The sequence below is a fragment of the Olivibacter sp. LS-1 genome (assembly GCF_008245145.1).
Classification (GTDB): Bacteria; Bacteroidota; Bacteroidia; order Sphingobacteriales; family Sphingobacteriaceae; genus Olivibacter; species Olivibacter oleidegradans.
Genome location: NZ_CP041643.1, coordinates 4134377 through 4154944 on the forward strand (window position 1 = coordinate 4134377; position 20568 = coordinate 4154944).

The 20568-nt window shown below is 39.4% G+C and carries 18 protein-coding genes; 7 read left to right on the forward strand and 11 right to left on the reverse strand.

What is annotated here, in order from left to right:
• Nucleotides 1–51: 51 nt before the first annotated feature.
• The 4 genes from FKG96_RS16990 to FKG96_RS17005 all read left to right on the forward strand — a co-directional run bounded on the left by FKG96_RS16990 (nucleotide 52) and on the right by FKG96_RS17005 (nucleotide 6844).
• The gene (locus FKG96_RS16990; protein ID WP_130855786.1) at nucleotides 52–1077 is read left to right on the forward strand and encodes a LacI family DNA-binding transcriptional regulator; all 1026 of its coding nucleotides are present in this window, start codon (nucleotides 52–54) and stop codon (nucleotides 1075–1077) included.
• A gap of 73 nt (nucleotides 1078–1150) precedes the next feature.
• Nucleotides 1151–2446, forward strand: a complete 1296-nt coding sequence (locus FKG96_RS16995) for a TolC family protein (RefSeq protein WP_165446954.1) — start codon at nucleotides 1151–1153, stop codon at nucleotides 2444–2446.
• Nucleotides 2447–2588: 142 nt separating this feature from the next.
• Nucleotides 2589–3698, forward strand: coding sequence for an efflux RND transporter periplasmic adaptor subunit (locus FKG96_RS17000; RefSeq protein ID WP_130855784.1), 1110 nt, complete (start codon nucleotides 2589–2591; stop codon nucleotides 3696–3698).
• A gap of 53 nt (nucleotides 3699–3751) precedes the next feature.
• On the forward strand, nucleotides 3752–6844 hold the full coding sequence (locus tag FKG96_RS17005) for an efflux RND transporter permease subunit (RefSeq protein ID WP_130855783.1): 3093 nt from the start codon (nucleotides 3752–3754) through the stop codon (nucleotides 6842–6844).
• Nucleotides 6845–6851: 7 nt separating this feature from the next.
• Here FKG96_RS17005 and mgtE read toward each other — a convergent pair whose 3' ends face one another.
• Entirely contained in the window at nucleotides 6852–8231 is a 1380-nt protein-coding gene (gene mgtE, locus FKG96_RS17010; RefSeq protein WP_013667221.1) for a magnesium transporter, read from the reverse strand.
• Nucleotides 8232–8638: 407 nt separating this feature from the next.
• Here mgtE and FKG96_RS17015 point away from each other — a divergent pair, with 407 nt between their 5' ends.
• The 3 genes from FKG96_RS17015 to FKG96_RS17025 all read left to right on the forward strand — a co-directional run bounded on the left by FKG96_RS17015 (nucleotide 8639) and on the right by FKG96_RS17025 (nucleotide 11479).
• A complete protein-coding gene (locus tag FKG96_RS17015) occupies nucleotides 8639–8977 on the forward strand; it encodes a hypothetical protein (protein WP_013667222.1) in 339 nt (112 codons plus the stop codon).
• A 209-nt stretch (nucleotides 8978–9186) separates the two neighbouring features.
• Nucleotides 9187–10815, forward strand: coding sequence for a SulP family inorganic anion transporter (locus tag FKG96_RS17020; protein ID WP_130855782.1), 1629 nt, complete (start codon nucleotides 9187–9189; stop codon nucleotides 10813–10815).
• A 1-nt stretch (nucleotide 10816) separates the two neighbouring features.
• On the forward strand, nucleotides 10817–11479 hold the full coding sequence (locus tag FKG96_RS17025; protein ID WP_013667224.1) for a carbonic anhydrase: 663 nt from the start codon (nucleotides 10817–10819) through the stop codon (nucleotides 11477–11479).
• A 78-nt stretch (nucleotides 11480–11557) separates the two neighbouring features.
• On the opposite strand, the gene FKG96_RS17030 is transcribed toward FKG96_RS17025, so the two are convergent.
• The 10 genes from FKG96_RS17030 to FKG96_RS17075 all read right to left on the reverse strand — a co-directional run bounded on the left by FKG96_RS17030 (nucleotide 11558) and on the right by FKG96_RS17075 (nucleotide 20557).
• Nucleotides 11558–12484, reverse strand: coding sequence for a bestrophin family protein (locus tag FKG96_RS17030; protein WP_013667225.1), 927 nt, complete (start codon nucleotides 12482–12484; stop codon nucleotides 11558–11560).
• A 25-nt stretch (nucleotides 12485–12509) separates the two neighbouring features.
• Entirely contained in the window at nucleotides 12510–13004 is a 495-nt protein-coding gene (locus FKG96_RS17035) for a hypothetical protein (protein ID WP_013667226.1), read from the reverse strand.
• 168 nt (nucleotides 13005–13172) lie between these two features.
• The gene (locus FKG96_RS17040) at nucleotides 13173–14546 is read right to left on the reverse strand and encodes a HAMP domain-containing sensor histidine kinase (protein WP_130855781.1); all 1374 of its coding nucleotides are present in this window, start codon (nucleotides 14544–14546) and stop codon (nucleotides 13173–13175) included.
• A 65-nt stretch (nucleotides 14547–14611) separates the two neighbouring features.
• Entirely contained in the window at nucleotides 14612–15307 is a 696-nt protein-coding gene (locus tag FKG96_RS17045; RefSeq protein ID WP_013667228.1) for a response regulator transcription factor, read from the reverse strand.
• Between the two features lie 121 nt (nucleotides 15308–15428).
• On the reverse strand, nucleotides 15429–15734 hold the full coding sequence (gene rpsJ / locus FKG96_RS17050; protein ID WP_013667229.1) for a 30S ribosomal protein S10: 306 nt from the start codon (nucleotides 15732–15734) through the stop codon (nucleotides 15429–15431).
• A 61-nt stretch (nucleotides 15735–15795) separates the two neighbouring features.
• Nucleotides 15796–17904 (reverse strand): elongation factor G, encoded by a 2109-nt coding sequence (gene fusA / locus FKG96_RS17055; protein WP_130855780.1) that lies wholly within the window; start codon nucleotides 17902–17904, stop codon nucleotides 15796–15798.
• Between the two features lie 173 nt (nucleotides 17905–18077).
• Nucleotides 18078–18545 (reverse strand): 30S ribosomal protein S7, encoded by a 468-nt coding sequence (gene rpsG / locus FKG96_RS17060; RefSeq protein ID WP_013667231.1) that lies wholly within the window; start codon nucleotides 18543–18545, stop codon nucleotides 18078–18080.
• 19 nt (nucleotides 18546–18564) lie between these two features.
• Complete coding sequence (gene rpsL, locus FKG96_RS17065; protein WP_002993550.1) at nucleotides 18565–18978, reverse strand: 30S ribosomal protein S12; 414 nt, start codon at nucleotides 18976–18978, stop codon at nucleotides 18565–18567.
• A gap of 113 nt (nucleotides 18979–19091) precedes the next feature.
• Nucleotides 19092–20021, reverse strand: a complete 930-nt coding sequence (rimK, locus tag FKG96_RS17070) for a 30S ribosomal protein S6--L-glutamate ligase (RefSeq protein ID WP_049795159.1) — start codon at nucleotides 20019–20021, stop codon at nucleotides 19092–19094.
• Nucleotides 20022–20125: 104 nt separating this feature from the next.
• Nucleotides 20126–20557 (reverse strand): RimK/LysX family protein, encoded by a 432-nt coding sequence (locus FKG96_RS17075; RefSeq protein ID WP_149105722.1) that lies wholly within the window; start codon nucleotides 20555–20557, stop codon nucleotides 20126–20128.
• Nucleotides 20558–20568 lie beyond the last annotated feature (11 nt).

The window sequence follows — 20568 nt, forward strand, 5'->3', positions numbered from 1 at the left end:
TGCTTTGGTGGTCTAGTTCCGGCAACCCAAGTTTAAATATTATATTACCGAATGAAGAAAGTCACTATACTGGATATTGCCAAAGAACTGAACATCACATTTTCAACTGTTGCAAGGGCCTTAAATGATCATCCTGCTATTAGTAAATCAACAAAAGAAGCTGTAAAGAAGACAGCCGAGAAACTAGGGTATAGTAAAAACAAGATTGCCTCTTCGCTACGTTCGGGCAAAAGTAATATCATCGGTGTCCTCGTCCCTTCGTTGGACGTTAGTTTCTTCAGCTCAGTGGTACATGGTATTGAATCTATTATGAACCAACATGGATATTCGATACTTTTATACCAATCGCAGGAATCCTATAAAAAAGAGGACAAAGGTATTGAAACGCTGCTTAATTCGCGTGTTGATGGCATCATTACCTCATTTGCTATCGACCGTGAAGATAGTACCATCTTTGAGGAAATTATCTCGAAAAATATTCCGCTTACGTTTTTCGATCGTGCGTTATATCAATTGAATGCACCGTCCGTTACTATAGACGATTACAAAGGTGGCTATATGGCAACAGAACACCTCATCCAATCTGGGTATAAAAAGATCATCCACATTACAGAAACAAGGGATCTATCCATTTTTAAGGAACGTCTAAAAGGTTATTTAGATGCTTTGAAAGCCTATAATATTCCCGTTAACGAGGATTTAATTCTTAAGGGCAACTTATCGCTGAATTTCGGTAAAGACTGTGTAAAGGAGTTGACAAGCAGAGGCATCGACTTTGATGCTATTTTTACACTAGAAGACTTTACTGCTATGGGAGTTATACAGCAGTTAAAATCACAACAGATCAGAATACCGGAAGAAGTAGGTGTAATAGGCTTTGCCAACGAAGCTTTCGGCAGTCTGGTTACGCCATCTCTTTCAACCATTGATCAACAAACGCATTTGATGGGACAAGAGACAGCACAGTTATTTTTGACGATGTTAAAAGAGGGAAGTTTTTATAAAATGGCCCCGCAAAGAATCAAGCTTGACCCCTTACTAATCGTAAGGGAAAGTTCAAAAGGCCCACAACTTTAATCTAACTCTAATATACTTATAAAGTATTCCTAATAAGGCGTGCCTCATCTTTGCTGCATTATAATGAATGATAATGACGGCAAAGACACCTATTCTATTGGTTATATTTTTTCTTTCTTCCATTTGTAGCGTCTCTTACGGACAGATAAAACCGGATACGCTCCGCATATATCCCGAAGAAGCGGAACAGCTATTTCTTCGCAATAACTTATCATTGATAGCCGAACGATTAAATATCGATCAGGCAAATGCTTTGATACTGCAAGCGAAAGTTTGGCCAAACCCAAACTTGAGTATTGATGAAATCAACTTGAATCGCAATTCTACATCCGAATCCATTCCGCCTCTATTCGGAAGCTTTGCGCGCAATCAACAATTTACCGTACAACTCGAACAATTGATCTTAACGGCTAGGAAAAGAAAGAAAAACATAAGCCTTGAAGTCAGCAATAAACAATTAGCGGAAAATACGTTCATCGATTTTTTACAATCATTAAAAGTAGAGTTTAGGGCGCTTCTGGCTAATTTATTATTTAATCAGGAAACTTTTTCGGATCTGGAACGACAAGCACAGCTCGTTAACAAGCTAGTAAAGGCACAGGAGGTGCAACTGCAGGAAGGAAATATATCGCAAGCCAGCTATCTACGCCTCAAGGCGCTTGGAATTGAGCTGCTCAGTGAACTTAATGAAACTAGCGAAGAACGCAATAAGTTGCAATCAAATCTAAAAACGCTTATGGCCATTAGTGGTTCTACCTTCATTGTACTAAATGACAATAAACTTAACGAAAAGACGATTAATAAATGGTCCGATATGCCCTATACGGCATTGCTTGAAATGGCTGATCATCATAACAGTCAACTTAAGATTGCCAATAGTCTAAAAGAAGTTTCATCATCTACATTGGCTGTTGAAAAAGCAAAAAGGATTCCAGACCTGACTGTTAATTTAAACTATGATCGCAATGGTTCTACGATGTTCAATTTTTTCGGTGCCGGTATTTCGTTCGATTTACCCTTGTTTGATAGAAACAAAGGCAATATTAAGTATGCCACAATTGAGATGAAAAAGCAGGAGCAGTTGACGGAGGAAAAGAGAAACGCCATTCGCAATCAGCTGGACGAGACCTACAAAAACATCCGCCAGCGGATTCAGCTTTATAGAAGTTTCGATGCCAATTACCTTGTTCAGTTAGAAAAAATGCAATCATCTATCGCCAATAATCTACTCAGCCGCAACCTGAGCCTGCTTGAATTTCTTGATCTCTTCGATTCATTTAAAAGCAATAAACAATTGTACTACAAAACGAAAAGGGATATTCAATTACAGGCTTGCGAACTGACCTATATAATTGGCAAGGATCTGTAGCTGGATAGGAAAAATTGAATAGGTATGAGAAAGTAAGCTTCAACTAACATATTAACCAAGTTTATTCAAAGCGCTTCGGCGCTGAAAATAGCATTTATAGATAAGTACCTTAAACAGGTGATACATAAACAAATTCATTCTAATGAGAAAAAGTATAATATTTATTTCGTTCATTATAGCCTTAGGTGTAAGCTCTTGTAATTCAAGTAAAGAAAGCAATGGAGGTCAAGAAGAAGAAAACATAAAAAAAACCTGTTTGAACGATGATCTTAAAAAAATAATATCAACCGAGACGATCCGAACAAGCGTTGAAAACAAGGAAATTCTCAAACTTACCGGAAGTGTTAGCTATGACGAAGATAAAGTTTACAAATTTGTACCGCTATTAAGCGGTGTGGTGCAACATGTGGGATTCAGCCTTGGCGACTATGTGAAGAAAGGTCAGATATTACTTGAAATAAGCAGCACAGACCTGAATGATATGGTTGCCGGTTTGAATGAAGCCGAACTAAAATTAAAAATTGCACAAAGACAATTAAGCGCAACCCAAAATTTATATGCCGATGGCGTAGCTTCGGATAAAGAAATTTTAGAGGCACAGGCTGATGTAAGTAATGCACAATTCGAAATTAAAAAGACCAAAGCAAGCTTAGATATCTTTGGTGGCAATATTGAAAAAGGAGTACTGGTTATCCGCTCAAAGAATGATGGGTACATCGTGGAGAAAAATATTGTAAATGGTCAGCAGATAGAAGCGGGAGGAGAACCGCTGTTTGTAATTGGCGATTTGAGTAGGGTTTGGGTAAAAGCTAACGTGTATACCGGCAATATTAGTAGTGTACGAAGGGGACAATCTGTCAATATAGAAACAACAGCCTATCCAAACAAGCATTTTAATGGGGTTATTAATCGTATTTCCAATGTAGTGGACCCAAACGAACGTGTTCTGAAAGCCATTATTGAGCTAGACAATCAAGACTTACTATTAAGACCGGAAATGATGGCTACCATTGATGTTTACTTAGATCATCAAGTTCACAGCATGGCCATTCCACATAACGCCGTTATTTTTGATAATGAAGCGTATCATCTTATTAAATACAATAACGATTGTGATTTAGAGGTGGTGGATTTTACACCTAGCTATGAAGACAATCATTATTATTATGTGTCTGATGACCACCTTCATGACGGTGATCGTATTATTGGTAAAAACAGTTTATTAATCTATAACCGATTGATCGGAAGATAACAATTTGTTCTAAGTTATTTTAAGCGCTATCCCCTACTCATACTTTATTTCAAATGATTAAACTTGTAGAGAAGATTGTTGGTTTTTCACTGAAGAATCAACTGATTGTTTTCTTTTTTGTGGCCCTCTTGATAGCCGCCGGCGTCTATGCGTATAAACATACTCCTATAGAGGCCTTTCCTGATGTTACCAATACACGTGCACGGATCATCACGCAATGGCCCGGGAGAAGCGCCGAAGAAATAGAAAAGTTCATTACTTTGCCGATAAGCAAGGAAATGAACACCATTCCCGGTAAAACAGAAGTCCGCTCCATATCACTTTTTGGCCTATCTGTGATCACTGTCAATTTCAAAGATCATATAGAAGACTTTTACGCCCAACAGTATACAGCCAACCGGTTGCGTGCTGTTGATCTACCCGAAGGGGCTGAAGCAGAAATAGAGCCGCCCTATGGGGCAACCGGCGAGATTTTTAGGTATGTAATTAAAAGTGAAAAAAAGATTCCGATTAGAGAGTTATCTGCATTGCAAAACTGGGTTATTGAAAGAGAACTTTTATCCGTAGATGGCGTGGCAGACATTGTTAGTTTCGGTGGTGAGGAAAAGATATTTGAAATAAGAGTTAATCCCGCTGAGTTAGCAAACTATAATTTGACGGCTCTTGATGTATATGATGCGGTAGAAAAGAGCAATATTAATGTGGGAGGCGATGTCATTCAAAGGGGCGATCAAGCCTATGTGGTTCGGGGCGTTGGTTTACTTGACAAGGTAAGTGATATCGCCAGTATATTGATAAAAAATGTAAACGGGGTCCCCGTACTGGTAAAAAATGTGGCCGACGTCCAGATTAGCAGCAAACCAAGATTAGGTCAGGCCGGATTAAATGAACAAGACGACCTGATCGAAGGCATCGTCGTGATGTTACGGGGCGAAAACCCAAGTGAAGTTATTGAACGATTGAAAGAACGTATACAGGATTTAAACGATCGTATACTGCCGAAAGGTGTTAAAATTGAAGCTTTTCACGATCGCACGCATCTTGTGGAGAAAACGGTAGATACTGTAACGCATAACTTGATTGAAGGTATTGTACTGGTATCCGTTGTCATATTCTTATTTCTATTTAACTGGCGTACAACCGTAATCGTTGCTTCCGTCATCCCACTGGCGTTTCTGTTCGCAATTTTGATGCTGAGGATCCAGGGTTTACCCGCCAATTTAATTTCAATTGGTGCTATTGATTTCGGATTACTTTTGGAAGGTACGATGGTTATTGTAGAGCACGTATATGTAAGTCTCGACAAAAAGGCGAAGCTATTGGGAATGGAACGCTTCAACAAAATTGCTAAAGGAGGCATTATAAGAAAAAACGCAAAGGGCGTCGCAAAATCTATCCTTTTTGCCCAAATTATATTGATCATCGCACTGATGCCGATTTTCACTTTCCAGAAAGTTGAAGGCAAGATGTTTGCACCCTTAGCTTTCACTTTGGGTTATGCACTTTTAGGATCGCTTTTATTATCGCTCACCTACGTTCCGGCCATGTGCAAGCTCTTATTGAATACCCATGTGGTGGATCGGCACAATCCCGTTGCCGAGTTCTTTCGTCGGCTCATTTTCAATTGCTATCAATTTGCCCACAGGCATATCAAAACAACCTTGTTCTTATTTGCTTTGCTTTTAACAATTTGCAGCATCGGCTTTACCAAAATTGGTACAGAATTCATACCTGAATTGAATGAGGGTGCCATCTATATACGAGCAACCCTACCAAATAGCGTAAATCTCGACGAATCGGTACGTTTAACCAAAGAAATGAAAGAAAAATTGAGAAGATTTCAGGAAGTGAAGTTTATACTGACACAAACAGGACGACCTAACGATGGAACGGACCCAACGGGTTTCTTCAATATAGAATTTCACGTGCAGCTAAAGGACGACAACGAATGGCGAAAAAACATAACGAAAGAAGACCTCCTGGAAGAGATGGAAGCAACGCTTAATGTTTATCCGGGGATTAATTTCGGCTTTAGCCAACCCATTATGGATAATGTGGAGGAGTATGTTGCCGGTGTTAAGAGTTCTTTAGTGGCAAAAGTATACGGTGATGATCTATACAAATTAGAACAAATTGCGGATAGTATCGCCAAAAGCCTGAATCAGGTAAAGGGGATTGAAGATCTATTAGTTTTTAGAAATATTGGCTTACCGGAATTAAGAATACGCTTGAGTGAGGCCAGAATGGCACGATACGGTGTTTCCATGCGTGACGCACAAGCCGTTGTTGAAATGGCTATTGGAGGAAAGGCGGCGTCTACCTTTTATGACGGAGAAAAGATGTTTGATATTCGCGTACGCTATGATAAGCCCTTTCGGGATACAGAAGAACAGATTAAAAATATTTTAGTTCCCTCAATCGACAATGCTAAAATTCCGCTCTACGAAATTGCTGACATCGGGTATCATTCAGGCCCTGCCTTTATTTATCGGCAAGGGAACTCGCGCTATATTGCCGTCGGCTTTTCAGTCAGGGGACGTGACCTGGGCAGCGCAATTAAAGAAGCACAGGATAAGGTAACGAAACAAGTGTCTCTCCCCTCATCCTACAGATTAGAGTGGGCGGGTGATTTTGAAAACCAACAACGCGCTTTAAGTAGACTGGCCGTTATAGTGCCTGTGTCTCTGCTGCTAATAGCCTTTCTTTTGTACTTAAACTTTGGCAACTTAAAGGATACACTCATTTCGTTAATAACCATTCCTTTTGCCTTTATTGGTGGCTTCATATCTTTATGGTTAACAGGAACCATTTTTGGTATTTCTGCCGGTATTGGTTTCATTATTTTGTTCGGTGTAGGAACAATTGATGGAATTATTCTTATTTCAGTTATGAAAAGCAATTTAATCAAAGGCAAAGATCTATCAAATGCTATTTCGGAAGGAGTATATGACCGAATTAGACCGGTGTTTATGATTGCTATTATGGGATCATTAGGTTTATTACCAGCTGCCCTTTCTCAGGGAATGGGTTCTGAAATACAGAAACCCTTAGCCATCATGATCGTTGGGGGGCTCTTAATCTGCATGATACTGAGCCTTGTTGTTTTACCACAGGTATTTTACCTGGCCTATAAAAAGAAAAAGTAATAATCGATTAAAGCAGCGTACCCTTTAGAATCGATGTCGCCACGGTGAAATAGATGACCAACCCCGTAACATCCACTAAAGTAGCAACAAAAGGAGCCGATGACGTGGCGGGATCGGCTCCCAATTTTCTTAAAATAAAGGGAAGCATGGAGCCAACCAAAGAACCCCATAATATCACTCCTACCAGGGATAGGCCTACGACCATACTGATTAAAAACCAGTCTTGCCCATATTCGCCGAAAAGATGATAACCGAATATCCGCAATAAGCCAAGCACACCTAAGATAACGCCTAATATGACACCGGATATCAATTCCCTTTTAAAGACTCTAAACCAATCAGATAGATTAACCTCTCCCATAGCCATCGCCTGGATAATAAGAGCAGAAGCTTGCGAACCGGTATTCCCTCCACTTGAAGTAATCAAAGGAACAAAGGTCATCAATACAACGGCTGTCGCCAATTGTACCTCATATTTTTCAATAACGGTAGCTGTAAATAGCTGACCGATAAACAACACCATTAACCATGGAGCCCGTTTTTTTACCAGATGCCAAATTGATACGTCCAAATAAGGCTCGTCCAGCGCTTCGGACCCCCCCATCCGTTGTATGTCCTCAGTATACTCTTCATTAGCTATCCACAACACATCGTCCACCGTCACGATCCCCAACATAATTCCCTGCTTATCAGTTACGGGTAGAGCCACCCGGTTGTTCATCCTAAATATATTGATAGCTTCTTCTTGTGGATCGAAAGCATTAAGGGCGATTAATCGATTATCCATTAGATCGGCAACCTTTACATCGGGAGCGGACAAAAGTATTTCGCGGATTCGGATATCGTCAAGTAACACGCCTTTATCGTCTATCACGTAAATGACGTCAATGGTTTCGGAGTCTTTCCCATATTTACGTATGTGTTCCAGTGCTTGCGCCACGGTAAAGTCTTGTTTCACCGTTACGTAGTCCGGTGTCATCAATCGACCTACACTATCCTCGGGATAACCCAATAATGTCAGAGCCTCCTTTCTATCCTCAGGCGGCATTAATATAATCATCTTCTTCACGGCGTCGCCGTGAAGTTCGCTAAAGAAAGCTGTTCGATCATCCGGGGGCAACTCGTTGATCAGTTCAGTTATTTTTGCACCGGATAGTTTCTTTATAATTCGCTCTTGCGTAGGGAAATCTAAAATCCTAAAGACATTAACCGCTCTATTGATACTGAGCGTCTCAATAAATGTAGAACCATATTCGGGCAGTTCGTCGATGAGATCTTCTACCTCGGATATATTTAGGCTATCCAGATATTCTTGTAGCTGTTCCTTATCACCTTCGGCAATCAATAATTCTATTTGTTCTACCAGAGTGTCCAGGTTATTCTCCATACAAAAGCCCTCAAGTAAAGTTTTTACATAAAAATTCTATTTGCTGCAAAAGTCGCCTTTTTTATTGAATAATCTCAAGGTAATTTATACATTTCACCTAAAAATAAATTTACCCTTAATGCTTCATAAAGCTCATTTTCATTGCCCTCGCTTTAAGTACTGACATAGGAGCTTGCGTTCAAAAGCCTTTATCATCCAGCTATTTTGCTTTGGCCGATGATTCTCGTGTCTTATTAATATCGATCATATGAAGATCACGACTGAAAAACAAAGCCTGTCTGGTTTAGTTTTTAAACTCCCTAACTTTGTCTGACTTTCGTAATTTTTTTATTCATTAAAATCATATATAAATGTTTTTTGTTTATTTTAGCGACAGGTATAATATGAAATTACCAACTTAAAATAGCATGAGAACGAAAAGGATCAGAAAAGTATATAGCGCTCTTTTTCTTTCTATCTTCTTTTTGAAGATGGCTATTTCAATCGCACCTATATATGCTTCTTTATACGATAGCAAACATGTAATGGCAGTTATCTTGCAATTAGAGATTGAAAACCACTCCGGTAAATCTAATTGTGGCGACACCAATATTGAAAATTTCAGCAAAGAATTCGCAACGGTAATTAATTGGGACATTTTCATGACTCCTTTACGTTATTTAGCTATCAAGCAATATGTTACAGATGATGACATCAGCGTAAAGTCATTCTACCCTTCTGTCCCAACGCCGCCTCCAAATTGTTAAACAAGTAATTCCCAAATTAATTTTTCCTAAAGCTATAGCACCCACATACCTTATTGGTTATGCGAGCTAGTAAAGGACTGATATACTCCCACAATCAGCTCTTTATAATCGTATAACCAATAATAAAGATTCGGTGCTGTATTGTAGGGATAACATATACTTGCTTAAAACAACAAATAATTATCATTTATCTAACACATTAAAATTTTATGCTAGGCACACGTTTTTCAGCATTTTTTAAAGTTGCCAAAAGAGACTTAAAGTACGACTTACCCGCAAGTGTGGTCGTCTTCCTAGTTGCCTTACCCCTTTGTTTGGGGATAGCAATGGCATCGGGAGCACCTTTATTTGCAGGTCTATTGACAGGAATTGTCGGAGGACTCGTAGTAGCCTCTATTAGTGGTTCGCAATTAAGTGTAAGTGGCCCTGCCGCCGGCTTAACGGTTATTGTTTTCGGTGCTATTCAGTCGTTAGGTTCGTATCATGTTTTTTTATTAGCTGTAGTCTTGGCGGGCATGATACAACTAGTTCTTGGTATGATTAAAGCAGGAACCATCGGCAACTATTTCCCTTCAGCAGTTATCGAAGGTATGTTAGCTGCCATCGGTATAACCATTATCCTTAAACAGTTACCCCATGCATTGGGATATGACGCTGATTTTTTTGGAGATGAAAGCTTCAAGCAATTAGACGGAGACAACACGTTATTAGCTATTAAAGCCGCTTTCGGAGCGATCCATTTAGGTGCTACTATTATAACGGCTTTATCCCTCCTAGTATTAATCTACTGGCCAAAACTTAAAAAGCTGAGTATAGTGCCGGCGCCTCTTATGGTCGTTGTTTTCGCCGTATTGCTTAATATCGCCTTTAAGGGCAGCAAGCTCGAAATTGACCCAAAACATTTAGTTGAGATACCGGTTGTTAACTCTTTTAATGAATTTTTAGGCTTATTTCAGTTCCCTGATTTCACTGCGATCGTAAACTATGATGTTTGGATAGTTGCATTTACAATTGCTATTGTTGCGAGTTTGGAAACACTTCTCTGCATTGAAGCGGTTGATAAACTAGATCCCTATAAGCGTGTATCTCCTACTAATCGGGAGTTGGTTGCGCAAGGAATTGGAAATATGACAACCGGTATGTTAGGTGGCCTTCCAATGACTTCCGTAATTGTGAGGTCTTCCGCAAATGTTAATGCCGGCGGAAAGACCAGGCAAAGCGCGATGTTTCATGGCTTCTGGTTGCTATTGGCACTATTAATTATTCCTGCCATTATTAATATGATACCGCTCGCCTGCTTAGCGGCCATACTATTGGTTACCGGATACAAATTAGCCAAAATCCCCCTATTTACCCGCATGTACCGAAGAGGGCTCGATCAATTTATTCCGTTCGTTGTTACGATATTAGCAATTGTTTTTACTGATTTATTAAAAGGGGTCGGTATTGGCATGGTAGTGGCTATATTCTATATCTTACGTAACAATATGCGCAATCCTTTTGGATATGACCTGGAGGAAAGCAATGGAAATAAAAAAATAAAAGTATACTTATCTGAAGAAGTGTCCTTTCTAAATAAGGCAGCTATTCAACAATCATTATATAATTTGCCGAAAGATGTAACGCATATTATCGTGGACGGAACCGGTAGCCGTTTCATAGACAAAGATGTTGTTCAAGTAATCAAAGACTTTGAACAAAATGCGCTCAGTTCGGGAAAACGCGTCGAATTGATCGATGTGTATGATAAACGAGAAGCGCCGAATATCCATCATTTATTTAAGAAAATACAACCAAGAACAAGAAAAAAAAAGATTAAACCAATAAAACAAATTTAATATGTCGAACAAAGCTTTTAAGAATCCCATTTTAGAAGAAACATTTAATAGAATTAAGGCAGGAAATGACGCATGGGTTAATGAAGTAGCAAGCGATACAACGGGCTTATTTAAAGAATTAGCCAAGGGACAACGTCCTGAGATTCTTTGGATCGGCTGCGCAGATAGTCGTGTACCGGCAAATCAAATCACGCATACAAGACCGGGAGACGTTTTTGTGCATAGAAATATTGCAAATATGTGTATTCATTCGGATATGAATATGTTGAGTGTATTGGACTATGCAGTAAATGTATTAAAGGTTAAACATGTTATCGTTGCAGGGCACTATGGTTGCGGCGGCGTGGCTGCTGCTCTTAGTCAAAAGCAGTTTGGCTTAATTGACAACTGGCTTTGCCATATTAAAGACGTTTATCGCTTACATAAAGGCGAAATCGATGCTATTACCGACTCTACTGCTAAGGTGAATCGCTTGGTTGAACTGAATGTTGCAGAACAGGTATTTAATCTCTGCACCTCAACCATCATCCAAAACGCCTGGAAGGAAAGGGACGATTTAGCTGTTCACGGTATGGTTATTGAACTGGAAACAGGCAGGTTGATTGACCTTGACTTAACTTTTACAGAAAGCACCCAATTGGATGATGTCTTCGCTTATAAATAATAGGCTATGGCGATTATAGTTAAAAAGCCGGTAGAGATAATCTCTACCGGCTTTTTTAACGGATAAAAGTTAGGTTAATTAAAGTATATAGAACATTTTTCGATCTGCATTTTTCGCTTCATCTCGCTGATCTTCCATTCGATCATCAAGCCACATTTGCATTAAATCCCGCTCGATTTTTGCGGAAATGGTAGACATAGGCGTATCCGTCGGCTTATTCTCAAATGGATCTTGCAAATGTACAGCCATCTTTTCTATTAAAAGGAACAACGTACCGATGGCGATAACCAAAGGAATAGATATATATCCGAACAAACCGAAAAGGCTGAATGGCAGCACCGTAATGAATAGATAAATTGCCAAACGTATATATAGTGTATACGTTTCAGGAAATACCGTACTTTTTATGCGTTCGCATTTCCCCATCGAATCGGTCAGCTTCATTAAGGTTCTCTCTAATTCAATCTGTTGAAATTGGTTTAAAAGCCCCTCATTTGTCGCCCTATTAATGTCCATGCCTTGCAACTTAAGTAAAGCATTAGGTACATTGTCATAAGCCTTGACAAACTCAAAATCAGATTCGGATAATAACCTTTTGATATCTTTATACGGATCTTGTTTCCGCAACGACTTCGTTAACGCATAATTCCATGCGATTTGACGTTTAATCAGTCTTTCTTTCAATTCGCCGGTGCTTCCTGAATCGTAAAGATTTCCAATAAATGTAATAACCTGCCTTGCGAAACTTCTTGAATCATTTACGATAGCTCCCCAAACAATGCGGGCCTCCCACCAACGATCATAAGCTTGATTTGAACGAAAAGCCAGTAATAAGGAAATAACCGTTCCAAGAATCGCAGGCACTCCTCCTATTGGAATGTCAAAATTAAATATGTTCAGTTGGTGTGAAACCGTCACAACAATGGCATATATGGCAACCAGCGCGCTGTCGTATTTTACTTTACCAAGCACGTATCCTATGGGTATATTGTTTTTCAGTAGCATAAGTAAATTCTTTAAGTTTTTTGATTTATAGGAGCGCTCTTTCTAATTCCCGAGCATAAATTGCTTTCTCCTCCTCGGTTAATTTACTGCCCATCTGCTTTCTTGATGGAACCCATTTATTCCATTTACACCTTTCAATTAGATCAATGGGATCGGAACTCTCCTTGGTAATCATCTGTAATTCAATAGAAGGATCGTAAACAATTTCATCGATACGGTTTGCATCCAAAAAGTTTCTAAAAAGTGCAATTGTATTCCCGTAAAAGTATTCAAATCTTACATCTTTAATCCTTTCGAACTCATCCTGTATACATCTACAATAATTTTCGAACGATCTTGGGATCAATTCTATTTCTTTAGTCCTTTTCGACAAAAGCAACAAATCAGTTATAGAATCAGAAAGTTTCACTACGCTAAAGAATAAAACAGATACCTCTTTTTCATTGCAAGACAAAAGATAATCGGTCAGAATATCCAATGATTGGCCTGAAAAATCAGTCGGAATAAGAATTTTCTTCATAAAATGTCTCCTTTTAGCTTAAAAATCAATAAAAAAGAACATTGCTAAAGCTCCCACAAACAATTGCTCATTTTACCTAACTTTACAAAGAAATAAGAAACTCATTAAAGAAGATTAAGGATAAAATTAAAATAGGATTAGAGTTTTAGGCAAAATCAAGCTATGACCTTATTTATGATTGGCAACGCTTGGCAGTAAAACAGTGATATCTGTTCCGGAATTTACTTGGGTTCTAATATCGATTGTGCCTCTGTGTAAGCGAATTATTTTTAAGGCTAAAGGTAACCCTACACCATGTCCTTCATAAAAATGAGTATTGGATGCCCTGAAAAATGGTTCGAAGATGTATTTCTTTTCTTGTTCGGGGATACCTATCCCTTCGTCTAAAACATTAATGAGAATATGTTTATTAGAAGTTTTTAAATGAATTCGTACTGGCTTGTTGTCGGAGTATTTGCAGGCATTTGTCACAATATTAGATAAAGCCAGCTGTAACAAATGTTCATATCCCATCACCGTAAGTTCATCTTCCTCCTCCGGCAAGTCTTCAAAGGTTAACCTCAATTCACAACCGGGATTCACCTGATCGGTGATCTTTTTAATATTCATTAAAAGCTGATCCATGCGCACCCGCTCTTTTGGTTGCTTACTTTTATCTGCAGACGTTTTGGCAAGGTAAAGTAAGCCACTGATAATCTCCTGTAATTTATCAGCTTCGCTAATAATGACCGACAAGGATTGTTTATGTGATTCTGGCAATTCACCGCTACCCATAGCCAATTCTGCTTCCCCGGATATAATGCTAATGGGAGTTCGTAGCTCGTGAGAAGCATTACTGATGAAATTACTCTGTGTATCAAATGCAGTTTCCAATCGATCCAGCATATCATTAAATGTTGTGGTAATTTCAGCCAGCTCATCCGTTCCTTTACGTCCAGGCAAGCGTAGATGTAGGTTATCAGCCGTTATTTCCTGCACTTTTTTAATAATTTGCGAAAAAGGTTTGAAAATTTGTTGAGAAAAAACCTTGCCGATGAAATAAACAACCAGAATAGATATAAAAAAACCGATGATCAATATTTTTTGAAGCATGGCCAGTTCACGGAAACCGGAAGGGTCTTTGGCGTAAACCACTACAATGAAATCGCCTTTCTCCGACTTAAAAAATCGACCGGCAAAAAAATCGTTCCGGTTATTATATCGACTACGGCCTTTTTTTAGTATTTCCGTAAAAAAGCTCTTCGGCAGTTGCGGCGCTCCCTTTTTTGGAATTACCTTTCCATGTTCAACACGAAAGAAGAAATCGCTTTCTGCCGGTAATCTTTCGAGATAACGATTTCGTATCCGTCGGTAATAGTAGATGGTCAGTTCGTCTTCCTGCATATATACCTCAGCACCGATATTCACCCTTGCCTCCAAGCGCTTATAGAAATCTTCAAAAGCATACTGCTGCGTAAAAAAGAAGATAGCTCCCATTAAAATGGAAATTAATCCGAGCGCAACACAGAAGAAAAGAAGGACAAACTTACTTTGGATTTTCATCTAAGTCAACATATTCTTTATCATCAGAGAAGCTTATACCGCACTTGTTTCGACAGTCTCAATATTTAAGCTTCTTTGATCGAGTAACCGACTCCTATCATCGTATGAATCAATTTTACGTCAAAACCTTTGTCTACCTTCTTCCTAAGATAGTTTACGTAAACGTCTACCACGTTGGTTCCCATATTAAAATTGATGTCCCAGACATGTTCTAAAATCTCGATTCTCGTTAGTACTTTATTTTTGTTTTTCATCATAAATTCCAGCAAACGGTATTCGGTTGCCGTTAAGGCAATTTCTTTACCACCTCGAGTAGCGATCCGCGCATCCATATCTAATACTAAGTCCATAATTCGAATAGTAGACGAAGCTGGATTCTGCTGACCGTTAGTGCCATTTGCCCTTCTCACCAATGTGCGAATGCGAGCTTTCAGTTCCTCGAATTTAAAAGGTTTAACCATGTAATCGTCCGCTCCTGAATCCAATCCGGTTACAACATTGTTTGTTGCACTTAATGCGGTTAGCATTAGAATAGGAACGGGGTTATTTTCTTTACGCAACAGTTGGCAAACTTCAATTCCACTAATTCCAGGCAACATGACATCCAAAACAATAAGGTCAAATGCGTTGTGGTATATCATGTCCAAGCCCAATTCTCCATCGGAAGCAATCCGAACGTCATAACCATCTGCGCTGAGTCCCCTTTGAATTAACGATGCTAATTTCGACTGATCCTCGATAACTAAGATTTTATTGGCCATACTTATTAAATAAAAAAGCGTTAATTGCTAAAATACACATTTTATGGCTTATATCATGTCCCTAAACAAAAAAAGCGAGGGGTTTGGCCCTCGCTTCTTGTTCTAAAGAAAACTAAAATCATTAAACTTTGATTTCAACTTCTACACCACTAGGCAATTCAAGTTTCATCAGAGCGTCAACTGTTTTTGAGTTAGAGCTGTAAATATCTAACAATCTTTTATAAGAGCATAACTGAAATTGTTCACGCGCTTTTTTATTCACGTGTGGTGAACGTAAAACGGTGTAAATTTTCTTTTCAGTAGGAAGTGGAATTGGACCGCTTACTACAGCTCCTGTAGGTTTTACAGTTTTTACAATCTTTTCGGCTGATTTGTCAACCAAATTGTAATCGTACGATTTTAATTTAATTCTGATTCTTTGGCTCATTATATGTTATATTAATGATGTTCCGTTAGAGCTATTTATAACGGAACATCAGATTTAAAAATTAGGCTTTAACTTTACCCTTTGCTTTTGCAATCACCTCGTCCTGAACGTTTTTAGGTGCTTCTGCATAGTGATCAAACTCCATGGTAGAAGTAGCGCGACCGGATGTAATTGTTCTCAATTGAGTCACATAACCGAACATTTCAGAAAGTGGCACAAGTGCTTTAATTACTTGAGATCCGTTACGTGTATCCATACCTTGAAGCTGTCCGCGGCGACGGTTTAAGTCACCCATTACATCTCCCATGTTTTCTTCCGGTGTAAGCACCTCAATTTTCATGATCGGCTCCATTAACACGGGGCGACATTTCGGTAGTGCTTCACGGAAGGCAGTACGGGCGGCAATCTCGAAAGACAGTGCATCGGAGTCGACCGCGTGGAAAGATCCATCTACCAATCGAACTTTCATATCCGTTACCGGGAAGCCCGCTAACACACCATTTACCATGGCTGCTTCAAAACCTTTCTGTACTGAAGGAATAAATTCACGTGGAATTGCTCCACCTACGATTTCATTCACAAATTGTAAGCCGCCTTTCTCGTAATCTTTATCGATTGGAGAAATAACTACTTGTATATCCGCAAACTTACCACGACCACCGGTTTGCTTTTTGTATACTTCGCGGTGCGCAGCTTCTGCTGTAATCGCCTCTTTATAAGCCACTTGCGGAGCGCCTTGATTTACTTCTACTTTAAATTCGCGCTTCAAACGATCAATTAAGATATCTAAGTGTAGCTCACCCATACCTTTGATAACCGTTTGGCCTGTTTCTTCATCACTTTGTACCACGAAGGTAGGATCTTCTTCAGCTAATTTACCCAAAGCAACACCCAGCTTGTCAACATCGGCTTGCGTCTTAGGCTCAATCGCCAAACCAATTACCGGTTCGGGGAAAGTCATGGATTCTAAAACAATTGGATGTTTTTCATCGCAAAGGGTATCCCCGGTTTTGATATCTTTGAAACCAACAACTGCACCGATATCACCTGCTCCGATATTTGGAATAGGATTTTGCTTATTCGCGTGCATTTGGAAGATACGAGATATACGCTCCTTATTGCCTGAGCGTGTATTATAAACATAGGAACCTGCTTCCAATATGCCCGAATAAACACGAATGAAGCATAAGCGGCCCACAAATGGATCCGTTGCAATTTTGAAACCTAGTGCAGCAAATGGTTCGTCAACAGAAGGTTTACGAATAATTTCTGCATCAGTCCGAGGATCTGTTCCTTTTACCGCTTCTTGATCTAGCGGGGACGGTAACAACTCCATTACTAAATCCAACATGGTTTGAACCCCTTTATTTTTAAAGGACGATCCACAAACCATTGGCACAATAGCATTGTCAATTACCGCTTTACGAAGTGCTGTTAAGATTTCACGTTCTGAGATCGAGTTAGGATCTTCAAAGAATTTCTCCATCAACGATTCATCGTAACCCGCTACCGATTCCAATAGCTTCTCTCTCCACTCGGCAACTTCGTCAACCATATCCTCAGGGATAGGCACTTCAGTAAAGGTCATACCCTTATCTTCTTCATTCCAAACGATCCCACGGTTATTGATCAAATCAACAACTCCTTTGAAGTTATCCTCAGCACCGATTGGTAATTGCAAAGGAATTGCATCAGCACCTAACATATCTTTTACTTGCTTAACTACCTTTAAAAAGTCAGCACCTGAACGGTCCATCTTATTAACGAAGCCGATACGTGAAACTTTATAGTTATCTGCCAAGCGCCAGTTAGTTTCGGATTGAGGTTCTACACCGTCAACTGCAGAGAACAAAAATACCAATCCGTCCAGTACACGTAAAGAACGATTTACCTCAACGGTAAAGTCAACGTGTCCCGGTGTATCTATAATATTTACCTGATATTTACTTCCTCGATAGTTCCAGAATACAGTGGTAGCAGCGGAAGTAATGGTAATACCGCGCTCAGCTTCCTGGACCATCCAGTCCATGGTTGAAGCTCCCTCATGCACTTCCCCAATTTTGTGGTTAACTCCGGCGTAGTATAAGATACGCTCGGTAGTAGTGGTTTTACCAGCATCGATGTGTGCGGCAATACCGATATTCCTTGTGAATTTTAAGTCTCTTGACATCTTTTTTATATTCCCTAAAGGTGTATTTAAACTCTTATATAAATGTGAATCTACTATTGGTAAATCCACTTTGCTTTATACTTCGGCAAAAAACGACACAGATTAAATTGACACACACTAGTTTGTTACATGCTATTGTGTTATTCAATTTAATCTGTGTCATTGTAATTGGATTAGAACCTAAAGTGAGAGAAAGCTTTGTTAGCTTCCGCCATCTTATGGGTATCTTCTTTTTTCTTAACAGCAGCACCTTCACCTTTAGAAGCTGAAATTATCTCACCGGCTAATTTCTCGTACATAGTTTTTTCACCACGTTTACGAGCATAGCTGATCAGCCACTTCATTCCCAAGGCAATCTTACGTTCCGGACGAACCTCTGTTGGTACTTGAAAGTTAGCACCGCCTACACGACGTGATTTTACTTCAACTGAAGGCATCACATTGTTTAGTGCTTTTTTCCATGTTTCCAAGCCATTTTCATTGGTTTTTTGTTCAACCAAATCAACAGCATTGTAGAAAATTGAGTATGCAATGGATTTCTTTCCATCGTACATCATGTTATTTACAAAACGTGTAACCTGAATATCGTTAAACTTTGGATCAGGTAAAATGATTCTTTTCTTTGGTTTTGACTTTCTCATCTTAATTTCCTCCGTTTAACTATTTCTTTTTACCTTTTGCAGGAGCTGCAGCAGCTTGTCCTGGTTTTGGACGTTTTGTTCCATACTTAGAGCGACGTTGATTACGACCGGCAACACCGGAAGTATCTAAGGCACCGCGAATGATGTGATAACGCACACCTGGTAAGTCTTTTACACGACCTCCGCGGATCAATACAATCGAGTGCTCTTGTAAATTGTGTCCTTCACCAGGGATATAGGCGTTCACCTCTTTTCCATTGGTTAAACGTACACGAGCAACTTTACGCATGGCTGAGTTTGGTTTTTTAGGGGTAGTGGTGTATACACGTGTACACACACCTCTTCGCTGTGGACAGCTGTCCAACGCTGGTGATTTACTCTTATCAACCAGAGCTACTCTACCTTTTCTAACTAATTGTTGAATAGTAGGCATTTACTGTTTTTTAATTTGCTTTTTGTCCTATTTCTATTAAAGTCCGCAAAAATATGAAAAAGAATTTGATAATCAAAGCATAATCGATTGTAAAAGAAAGATTGACCGGGACACTAAAGTGTCTGCCCCACCTTACTCTTCTTTTTCCTTTCCTTTGGCTCTTTCTTTAGCTGGTGTTTCTTTTCCAAAAATTCGATAATGTGGGTAGCAATGTCCTTTCCGGTAACCTTTTCTATACCTTCTAAACCCGGTGAAGAGTTCACTTCCAAAACAAGCGGACCTCTATCAGATTGCAACATATCTACTCCACAAACGGTTAGGCCAAGCTCAGCGGAAGCTCGTAAAGCGGTTTCTTTTTCGGCTTTCGTTAACTTGATGACGGTAGCAGATCCACCTCGGTGAAGATTCGATCGGAATTCGCCTTCTTTAGCAGTGCGCTTCATTGCGCCTACCACTTTACCATCTACTACCAACACCCTGATGTCTGCGCCTCTCGACTCTTTAATATATTCCTGTATCAAAATGTTGTTTCCAAGCCCATAGAATGCTTCGATCACCGAGCTGGCAGCCTTTCTGGTTTCGGCAAGAACAACGCCAATACCCTGTGTTCCTTCTAATAGTTTGATCACAAGAGGCGCCCCTCCTACCATCTTTATTAAATCATCGACATCATTTGTTTGTCGTGCAAATCCCGTTATCGGCATACCAATACCGGCACCGGATAAAATCTGCATACATCGTAATTTATCTCTGGATCGCGTAATAGCCTGACTTGGATTAGCGGACGCTACTCCCATAATTTCAAATTGCCTCACTATAGCCGAGCCGTAAAAGGTTACCGAAGCACCTATTCTGGGGATGATTGCATCGATATTGGACACATCCTGCCCTTTGTAATGTATACTGGGCTCCCCCTGTTTTATGCCTACATAACACTGCCTATGATCTAGCACAACACATTCATGCCCTCTTTTTAGGGCCGCCTCTACCAAACGCTTGGTAGAATACAAATTTTTATTGGTTGACAGTACTGCAATCTTCACAATATGTATAAATAAATTGAACGCAACGATAAACATGTGTTTCAACAGCAGCTGATCATGTTTTGTTTCGAGAGGTCAGTTGTGATTCTTTCGTTATTAGGTTTCTATTTGGTTTTGCTTTCTTTTTTTGATAAATTTGACTTGGAGACGTCGACCAGAAATTTCTTCCGGATAAAACTTCTTCCAAGTAACATCGGAAATTCCATACCCGACCGATCACGAAGCGAAATTTCAATCTCGTGATTTTCATTAAATATAGAGAGTGCTGTTTTTACTATGAATCTATTTTCTTCACTCCCAAACGAGTTTTTAACCTTTCGCTCTTTATGGTATGGAAGCATATAAACTGTTCCATTTCCCCCAAAATTGTCGTCCAAGGGGATGAAACGAACAAAATTTTTTCGCTTTACTTTAACCAGTTCGATGAACTTACAATGTAATACGGATGTTTTGGCTCCCGTATCTATTTTGGCTGGAACATTATAAAGTTTAAAATCTATAAAATCGACAGTCTCCTTCCAGCCGATAATCTTCATAATATTAACTA